The 8,933-nt window shown below is 72.1% G+C and carries 8 protein-coding genes; 5 read left to right on the forward strand and 3 right to left on the reverse strand.

Annotation, left to right across the window (positions count from 1 at the left end):
- Nucleotides 1-212: 212 nt before the first annotated feature.
- Nucleotides 213-2,771 carry an aminopeptidase N gene (gene pepN / locus VFW71_03100; protein HEU5001750.1) on the reverse strand — a complete coding sequence of 853 codons (2,559 nt, stop codon included), beginning with the start codon at nt 2,769-2,771 and terminating at the stop codon, nt 213-215.
- Between the two features lie 113 nt (nt 2,772-2,884).
- Here pepN and VFW71_03105 point away from each other — a divergent pair, with 113 nt between their 5' ends.
- Entirely contained in the window at nt 2,885-4,891 is a 2,007-nt protein-coding gene (locus VFW71_03105; GenBank protein HEU5001751.1) for a DUF2339 domain-containing protein, read from the forward strand.
- On the opposite strand, the gene VFW71_03110 is transcribed toward VFW71_03105, so the two are convergent.
- Nucleotides 4,867-5,616 carry a hypothetical protein gene (locus VFW71_03110; protein ID HEU5001752.1) on the reverse strand — a complete coding sequence of 250 codons (750 nt, stop codon included), beginning with the start codon at nt 5,614-5,616 and terminating at the stop codon, nt 4,867-4,869. The two genes, VFW71_03105 and VFW71_03110, sit on opposite strands and share 25 nt — an antisense overlap.
- A 264-nt stretch (nt 5,617-5,880) precedes the next feature.
- Here VFW71_03110 and VFW71_03115 point away from each other — a divergent pair, with 264 nt between their 5' ends.
- The 3 genes from VFW71_03115 to VFW71_03125 are packed head-to-tail and all read left to right on the forward strand — an operon-like array spanning nt 5,881 to nt 7,923.
- Complete coding sequence (locus VFW71_03115; GenBank protein HEU5001753.1) at nt 5,881-6,300, forward strand: secondary thiamine-phosphate synthase enzyme YjbQ; 420 nt, start codon at nt 5,881-5,883, stop codon at nt 6,298-6,300.
- Complete coding sequence (locus VFW71_03120) at nt 6,297-7,052, forward strand: inositol monophosphatase family protein (protein HEU5001754.1); 756 nt, start codon at nt 6,297-6,299, stop codon at nt 7,050-7,052. The genes VFW71_03115 and VFW71_03120 overlap by 4 nt, the downstream gene beginning before the upstream one ends.
- Complete coding sequence (locus VFW71_03125; protein HEU5001755.1) at nt 7,042-7,923, forward strand: HemK/PrmC family methyltransferase; 882 nt, start codon at nt 7,042-7,044, stop codon at nt 7,921-7,923. Before VFW71_03120 ends, VFW71_03125 begins: the two co-directional genes overlap by 11 nt.
- A 24-nt stretch (nt 7,924-7,947) precedes the next feature.
- Here the strand turns inward: VFW71_03125 and VFW71_03130 are convergent, their stop codons facing one another.
- Complete coding sequence (locus VFW71_03130; GenBank protein ID HEU5001756.1) at nt 7,948-8,562, reverse strand: nitroreductase; 615 nt, start codon at nt 8,560-8,562, stop codon at nt 7,948-7,950.
- A 17-nt stretch (nt 8,563-8,579) separates the two neighbouring features.
- Between VFW71_03130 and VFW71_03135 the strand changes: the two genes are divergently transcribed.
- The coding region (locus tag VFW71_03135) for a hypothetical protein (protein HEU5001757.1) at nt 8,580-8,933 on the forward strand (354 nt) is incomplete at its 3' end.

An 8,933-nucleotide genomic window follows, 5' to 3' on the forward strand; every position in this document is an offset into this window, starting at 1 on the left:
GCTCGCTCAGGCGCGTCTTGCACGGGACCGGGCGCAGAAACATCCTCCGGCGGGATGTCCTTGTGGCGGCCTAGGAGCCTCCGGATGTGACCCATCGAGGGGTGAAGCCCGCTCCATGGGGCGTGATTCTGCGACGGCCTGACAGCACCCCTAAACACTCACAGAAAGCCCACAGGCCCGGAGCCGACCTGATTCGAAGCCGGCCCCGGCAGCTAGCCTTCCTCAGCCGCCTCGTCGCACGCCCGGGCACGCATCGCCCGCTGCACCCCGTCCTTGCCCTCCGCCAGTAGCCGGCGCACCGGCGGGGCCGGGTCCGCAGCGGCGAGGTGGGCATCGGTCATCGCCACCGTCTCGTCCTCCACCAGCGCGTGCGGGTACATGCCGCTGGTGAAGCCAAGGGCCACCTCCATGTTCCGCTGGGCAAAGAACTCGGGCACCTGCTCGAAGTAGCGGGCCCGGTAGGGGCGCAGCAGGTCCGCCTGGTCGGGCTGCTGGAAGCCGCCGATGGTGGCCCGCATGGTGGCGAAGGACGTCGCCGGGTCCAGGATGCGGCCCCACGCCTCCTCCTTCGCCGCCGCCGAGGGCCGGGAAGCCCGCGCCGCGGCGGCATGCCGGGCACCGGCGTCGGTCGGGTCCCGGGCAGCCTCCGCCTCGATCAACGCCGCGGCCGAGGCGGAGCCTCCGGACGAGCCCCCCGCCGCCAGGCACCGCACGATCGCCCAGCGCAGCTCGGTGTCCACCACCAACCCTTCCAGCCCGCCGGTGCCGTCCAGCAATCCCGCCGCCACCGACAGGTGGTCCGCCGACCGGGCGTGGGCGAGGTACGCCTTCACCCACACCAGCTGGCGGTCGCTGCCCGGCTCGGCCGCCGCCGCCCGCGCCCACGCCCCGGCGGCCAGCGAGGCCACCGCTGCCTCCCGTCGGGCGGGGGCGCTGTACACGTGGGCGGCCGAACCCGCCTGCGCCAGCAGGGTCTCGGACACGGCGATGCCCTCCTCGCCATCGATGTTGGCCAGCACCAGGGCGAGGTAGTCCCGGGTGGGCAGCTCGCCGTCGCGCACCATGTCCCAGGCCGCCGCCCAGCACAGCGCCCGGGCCAGGGGATCGGCCAGGTCGCGCAGGCGCCGCCGGAGCGTGGCGAACGTGGCGGGGTCAAGGCGGATCTTGGCGTAGGTCAGGTCGTCGTCGTTCAGCAGCAGCACGGCTGGGACGGCCTCCCCGGCGAGGTCGGGCACCGGGGTGCGGGGCCCGCCCACATCGAGCTCGGCCCGGCGCCGGCGGACCAGGGCACCGCCCTCGTCGTCGTAGAGCCCGACCGCCAGCCGGTGGTCGCGCAACGTCGGGTACGCCGCCGGCGCCTCCTGCAGCACGGCGAAGCCCGAAAAACGACCGTCGGCGACGTCGGGCGCTCCCCGCAGCGTGTTGACGCTCGCGGTCTGCAGCCACTGCTGCGACCATGCCGCCAGGTCCCGCCCCGAGGTCTCCTCCAGCGCCCCGAGGAAGTCGGCCAGGGTGGTGTTGCCGTAGGCGTGGCGGCGGAAGTAGTGGCGCACTCCGGCGAAGAACGGGTCCTCGCCCACCCAGGCCACCAGCTGGCGCAGCACCGACGCCCCCTTGGCGTACGTGATGCCGTCGAAGTTCACCTTCACTGAATCGATGTCGGGCATGTCGGCGGCGATCGGGTGGGTGGACGGCAGCTGGTCCTGGCGGTAGGCCCACGTCTTCCACCCGGCTGAGAAGGTTGTCCAGGCCCCGGTGAACCGGGTGGCGTGCACCAGGGCGTGGTTGGACATGAAGGTGGCGAAGCTCTCGTTGAGCCACAGGTCATCCCACCACTGCATGGTCACTAGGTCGCCGAACCACATGTGGGCCATCTCGTGCAGGATCGTCTCGGCCCGGTTCTCCCGGCTGCCCTCGGTCACCCGGGAGCGGAAGACCGCCCGTTCGGAGAACGTGATGATGCCGGCGTTCTCCATGGCCCCGGCGTTGAACTCGGGCACGAAGGCCTGGTCGTACTTGTGGAAGGGGTACGGGTAGGCGAAGGTCTCGTCGTAGAAGTCGAGACCCGCCTTGGTGATGTCGAAGATCTCCTCGGGGTCGAGGTACTCGGCGAGTGAGCGCCGGCACAGGATGGCCAGGGCGATGTGCGCGTGGCGGTCCTCGACCACGTGGTAGTCGCCGGCAACCACGGCCATGATGTAGGTCGACAGCGGCTCGGTCGGCTCGAAGATCCACCGGCCGCCTGCCCCCGGGTCGGGGCGCTCCAGGGCGGGGGCGTTCGCCGAGACGTGCCATCCCGCCGGTGCCTGCACCGAGATCTCGAGGCTGGCCTTCAGGTCCGGCTGGTCGAAGCACGGGAAGACGCGGTGGATGTCGTAGGGCTCGGAATCGGTGTAGCAGTACACAGCCCCGTCCACCGGGTCCACGAAGCGGTGCATGCCCACCCCGCTGCGCTCGAAGGCCGAGGTGCCCACCACCCGCAGCGTGTTGAGCGAGTTCAACCCGTCCAGGTGGATGCGCCCGCCATCGAAGGCCTCCACCGGCACGCTGACGCCGTTCAGTTCCAGGAGCGACACCGAGGGGGCGAGGTACTCCAAGAACGTGCTGGCTCCCGGGGTGGCGCAGCTGAAGCGGATCTCGGCCTCGCACCCGTAGGTGGCTGCGCCCTCGCCGGCGCCCCCGGAGAGGTCGAGCGCCACCCGGTAGGAGATGCCGGACAGCATGCCGGCCCGCTCCCTCGCCTCCTGTCTCGTGAGGTTGTTGGCCGGCACCCGCCGACAGTACCAGAAGTACCCACGAGCACTGGGCAAAGCCGGAAAGAGGAAATAGGCACCATTCCACCTAGTGTTTGGCCGGCGCCGAACCGATACTACGAGGAGAGTTCATGTCCGCGGCGCGGGAGGCGACGATGGGAGCGGAGGGCGGTCCCAGTTTGGGAGCGAAGGAGCTGGACGACCTGCGGACTGCGGTCGCCGGGCTGGAGCACGACCTGGGCGTGGTGAAGGGGATCCTGTACCGCACCACACCGCCGGCGGCTGCCCCCGTGCCCCCGTTCCCGGCGCCACCGTTCGCTGGAGCACCGGTTCCTGCCCCCGTCGTGGGGCAGCAGCCGGGGTACCCCCCGCCCCAGCCTTACCCGGCGTACGTGTACGCCCCGTACCAGTACGCCCGGCCCAAAGGTCGGCCGGGCCAAACGGCGAAGCAGCGCCGAGCGGATCAACCCCCGGGTCAGGCCTACTGGCCTCCCCAGCCGGTAGCCCCGCCGCCCCAGGCCGAGCGGCCGCCACAGCTGCGGGTCCCCTTGAAGGGCGCCGAGGCCGAGGCGTCGTACGCCGGTACCTGGTCGGCCCGGATCGGGGTGCTCGCCGTCCTGCTGGGGGCGGCCTTCGCCTTCAAGTACGGCATCGACCGGGGCCTCATCGGCCCGGCTCTGCGCGTGGTGGTGGGGTTCCTCGCCGGGCTGGGCTTCGTCGCCTGGGGCTGGTGGGCTCGGCGCAAGACCTGGGAGCGCTTTGCCCAGGCGGTGACCGCCGGGGGCATCGCCATCTGCTACCTGTCGATCCTGGTGGCGGACCTCGCCTACCACCTGGTCAGCAGCCCCGTCGCCCTCGTGGTCCTGGTGGTGATCACCGCAGGGAACGCCGCGCTCGCCGCCCTCTACGACTCCCTGGCACTCGGGATCATGGCGACGGTCGGTGGGTTCCTGGACCCCCTCCTGGTGGCCACCCACCAGCCGGCGGCGGCGTCCCTGTACCCGTACGTCACTGTCCTCGACCTCGGCGTGCTCCTCTTTGCCCATCGCACCGGGTGGCGGGCCTTGCCCGTCATTGCCCGGGTGGGGACCTGGATCCTCTTCGGGGTCGGCATGGTCACCGCCAGTGTCGGGCTGGGCCTGGCGTACTGCGGCGCCTTCCTGGTGCTCTTCTCTGCAGTCCCGTTGGTGCGGGCGCTGCGTACGAAGGAGCCGGCCAGGACCGACTTCCTGGACGTGTACCTGCTGGCGGCTCACACGCTGGCCGCGTTCGCCCTGGGGCATGCCCTCCTGGTACAGACGCACCACACCGCCTGGGTCGGGGCCTTCACCTTCGGGCTGGCCGGGGTCCTGACCGCCCTGGGGCTGATCGCCACTGCGATCGCCCGCCGCGACGAGCTCCTGCAGTCTGCGCTGTACGGGCTCGGGGCCGCAGCGGCTGTCGTCGCCGTCCCCCTGCGCTTCCACGACTTCGCCCTGGGGCTTGCCTGGGGCATCGAGGGCCTGGTCTTCGCCGCCGGCGCCCTGCTCACCCGCACCCGGTACTGCGTCCGGGTGGGGACCCTGGTAACCGGCACCGGGGGCCTGGTGGTGTTCAGCTTCCTGTTCCAGGCTTACCGCCCGGCGCACCTGCTGGTTTCGCCGTCGTCCGCCTCGGTATTGGGCGTCGTGGCCGCACTGGCGGCTGAGGCCTGGCTCTCGGGGCGGGACGCCGCGGCCGGGGGACCGGACCGGCGCTTCTGGCATCCGTGGACCGCCCTGGCCGCCTGCGGCCTGACGATCCTCTGGATGACCGCCGAGGCCGTCGCCCACTACCACGATCCGCTCCCCACCGCCGCCGCCTGGCAGCCGATGCAGTTCACCATCTCGGCGATCTGGGGTCTCTCAGCTGCGGCGATGCTGGGGGCCGGGTTCAGTGCCCGCCTGCGCTGGGCCCGCCTCGGGGCACTGGCCCTGCTGGGTCTGACGGTGGCCAAGATGCTGGTGATGGACCTCTGGACGCTGAGCACCGGCCAGCGGGTGCTGGGGTTTATTGGGATGGGCGTGGTGCTGCTGGCCTGCTCGCTCAGCTACCACCGCTTCAAGGACCTGGTGCTGGGGACCGGGCGGGATCCTCAGGCGGTGGCGCCGGCTTCCTGATCGTAGGCGTGGTCCGGCCGGTAGGCGGAGGACAGCGGCCCGGGCTCCAGAGGCGCGGTCAGCGCTTCCCGGAGGTCGGAGAAGCTCTCCCGGGCCTCCTTCGCCTCCACCTGCCGCTTGGCCACCCGGCGCTCGAGGGCCCGGTGCCACCGGCTGCCCAGCATGCCGCCCACCAGGGCGCCCGCCAGGGCCAGCAGCACCCCGGTGCTGGCGGCCGCGGCCTGCGAGAAGAGGAAGTGGGTCTTGGGGTAGCCGGCGGGGAGCCGGAAGGCCAGGTCGAGGCCCGGCCCGGGTCGTAGGAGCGACGCCATGCCGGCACCGATGGCGGACAACACCCCGACCGCCAGCACCACCAGCAGGCCGTTCAGCCAGCCCCGCCCGCGGCCCATGCGCCCGGCGGTGTACCCGCCCCAGGCGAACGCCAGGAAGAGGCCGGCTCCGGTGCCGAGGGCGACCCAGAACCCGGTGCCGCGCACGCCGCCGATGGGCAGGATGCGCGGGTGGTAGCCGGCATAGGTGGCACTGGCCCGGGCGATGAGCGCGAACAGCACCACGGCAGCGCCTACCACCAGCGCTCCGGTGAGGATCGAACCCACGGAGATGCCGCCTCGGACCGGTCCGGCGACCTCGGCGGGCGTAACCGGGGCGGGGGATCCGGCCGCCGGAGCTGGAGCCAGGGGGGGCGGCGAGTAGGGGGCGACTTCGGGATCGCTAGCTGTCTTCATGAGGACCTCCTTGCGCCGCCACGGGTGGGGGCCGTGTGCGGTAGGGATGATCACGATACGACCGGCAAGCCCGCTCACAGCGGATTGTTCCCGAACTACCCGGCGCGCAAACTGGGGGGCGCGGCTGCCGGCGGCCCGCGCGCCCTGATCGATTCGGGGGGATTTGAATTCTGTGCACACTCAGGGGTCCTCTATGGCTCCCGGTGTACACAGAAATCCCTAAGCTGGCCGCATGCCGCCCGCCCGCCCCAAGACTGCGTCCCCGTGAAGCGCAGCCGCCTGCAGGTCAGGACCGGCAGCTCACCGTCCATCGCCGATCTCACCGACGACGTCGAGGCCTTCGTCCGGGGTGAGGGCGACGGCCTGGTCAGCATCTCGGTGCCCCACGCAACCGCCGGGCTGGTCGTCATGGAGCTGGGCTCGGGCAGCGAGGACGACCTGTGGGCCCGCCTGGATGCCCTGCTTCCCCGGGACAACAGCTACGTCCACCGTCACGGCTCGCCCGGCCACGGCGCCGACCACCTCCTCCCTGCCTTCCTGGCGCCGGCCCTCACCCTGCCGGTGTTCGACGGCCGGGTCTCTCTGGGCACCTGGCAGCGCATCGCCCTGGTGGACGGCAATGTCGATAATCCCCGCCGTGAGGTGATCCTCGCCTTCCTCAGCGACGGGGCCGGCGCACCGTGACACCCAGCCCCCCCAGCGGGACCGAGCTGGACGCCCTCCGGGACCTGGCGGTCGGCATCGCCCGGGCGGCCGGCCGGCTGCTGCGGGCCTCGGCCCCCACCGGCCAGTCGCTGAAGTCCTCGCCCACCGACGTGGTCACCGACGCCGACCGCGCCACCGAGCACCTCATCGTGAGCCGGTTGCTGGCCGCCCGACCGGACGACGCCATCCTGGCCGAGGAAGGTTCGCTGCACGAGGGCACCAGCGGGTGCCGCTGGGTGATCGACCCCCTCGACGGCACCGTCAACTTCGTGTACGGGATCCCGATGTGGTCGGTGTCGATCGGGCTGGACGGGGCTGAGCGCCTCGGCGTGGTGTACGACCCCAGCCGGGACGAGATGTTCACCGACGCCGGCCTCGACGGCGCCTCCCTGCACCCGAGCGCGGAGGAGGACCTGAGCCAAGCCCTCATCGCCACCGGTTTCTCCTACCGCACCCAGGTCCGGGAACGCCAGGGCGACACCTTCCGGCGGGTGATCCCCCGGGTGCGGGACGTGCGCCGGGGTGGCAGCCTCGCCCTCGATCTCGCCTGGGTGGCCGCCGGGCGGCTGGACGCCCTCTACGAGTCCGACATCAAGCCGTGGGACATCAGCGCCGGCATGGCGATGGTGGAGGCGGCGGGCGGGGCGGTGTGGAACGAGGGCGACCGCATCGTGGCCGCCGGCAACCCTGCGCTGCTGGAGCAGCTGGCCGAGGTGGTGCTTGGCGACTGAAGCGATTCCCCAGCCCAACACCGCCGGGGACCTGATCGCCGCCGCAGCCGACCGCATCGCTTCCTCGGACGCCATCGAGCTCTGGCGGCCGTACATGGCGAAGCTGGAGGCTGAGACCCTGTTGGCCGAGGCGCTCGGGCACGCCGCCGATGCCGCCGAAGTGGTGCCCGCCAAGGTCCGGGTGCGCTTTGACGCCTATATCGAGCGCCGGGTTGCCGGTGAGCCGGCGGCACTGATCGTCGGCCACACCACGTTCCGCGGCCTGCAGCTGCGCACCCGGCGGGGCGTCTTCGTGCCCCGCAGTTCCAGCGAGTCGATGGCCGCCATGGCCATTCAGCGCCTGCGGGCGCGCCGGGCGCCGGTGGCGGTGGATGTGGCCACGGGCAGCGGGCCGGTGGCGCTCTCGGTGGCCGCCGAGGTGCCGAAGGCCCGGGTGGTGGGCGTGGACATCTCGCCCGCCGCCCTGTCGTTGGCCCGGGACAACGCCAAGCGGCTCAGGATCACCAATGCCACCTTCGTGCGCAGCGACGTGCTGACGAACCTGCCCGGCGACCTCGCCGGGGGTGTGGACGTGTTGACCGTGCACCCGCCCTACGTCGCCCGCGAGCAACTGGCCGACCTCCCCGCCGAGATCCGGGAATTCGAGCCCGAGGAGTCCCTGACCGACCAGTCGGACGACGGCCTCGGCCTGGTGCGCCGGCTGGTGGAGCAGGCGCCGGACTGGCTGCGGCGGGGGGGCTGGGTGCTGGTGGAGGTGAGCCCGGACCTTTCCCGACGGGTGGGGGGCCTGCTGCGGCGCAACGCCTACCGGGACGTGAAGAGCCACCGGGACTCGCTGGGCGCCACCCGGGTGGTGGCCGGGCGGCGCTGAACGCCGGCTACGCCAACAGCCCGGCTACGCCAGCCAGACCGTCCGTTCCCGGGGGTCGGTCCGCTGCTTGGCGGGCGGGGCCTCCGCCGCCGGGTAGCCCAGGTAGATGAACCCGGCGATCTCCTCCGGCGCCTCCCCGTCCACCGCCAGGCCCAGGTGGCGGGCGACATCGGGGTCCAGGGCCGCCGGCCCGGTGCGCAAGAACGCCGCCAGCCCCCGGTCGTGGGCGGCCAGCAGGATGTTCTGCATGGCGGCGCCCACGGAGTAGCGGTCCTCCATCGCCACCGCCTTCGGGTGGTCCGACGGCGTGTACACCACCACGATGATCACCGGCGCCCGCAGGGGCCGGGCCTCCTCGGCGGCCACTTTCGAGTCCACCATCGGGTCTCCGCCCTGTTCCCGGCGCACCCGCTCGCCCATCACCGCGCCCATGGCCTCCCGAGCCACCCCCTGCACCACCACGAAGCGCCAGGGCTGGGTCATGTGGTGCGTGGGCGCCATCACGGCGGCGTCGAGGAGGGCCTCGACCTCGTTCCGGCTGGGGACCTGGTCGGTCAGGGCGGGCACGCTGCGGCGGGACTGGATGGCTTCGATAACGTCCATGCCCAGCACGATACCCGGGGTGGGCCCGACGTCCACCACTAGACTGCTGCGCAATGCCACCAAAGGACGAGCGCGGCGACCTGGTCGGCTACCTGCTGCCGAGGACCGTGGTCGGCCTCGCCCTGTGGCTGCTCATCTTTGCCCTGGGGGCAAGCATCTCGGGGGTGGTGTTCTTCGTGGCCTACGAGCGCCGGCTCGCCGACCTGCAGAACCAGGTCGCCAGCACCCGCAGCGAGCTGGAGCAGCGCCTGAACGACGCCGTGACCCAGCTGCAGAACGCCGACAAGGCCATCGAGAACGGTGTCAGCGGCACCGTGGGGGCCGGCCCGGTGGGCGCTGCCACGGCACTGCTCACCCAGGATGGGCCGTCGGTGGTGACGGTGCAGGGCAGCGATATGTACGGCAAC

It is taken from the genome of Actinomycetota bacterium, assembly GCA_035765775.1.
Classification (GTDB): Bacteria; Actinomycetota; CADDZG01; order JAHWKV01; family JAOPZY01; genus DASTWV01.

Coding starts and splice junctions, on each gene's coding strand:
- VFW71_03105 (HEU5001751.1), top strand. CDS start 2,885: ATGTCCGCGGCGCGGGAGGCGACGATGGGAGCGGAGGGCGGTCCCAGT.
- VFW71_03110 (HEU5001752.1), bottom strand. CDS start 5,616: ATGAAGACAGCTAGCGATCCCGAAGTCGCCCCCTACTCGCCGCCCCCC.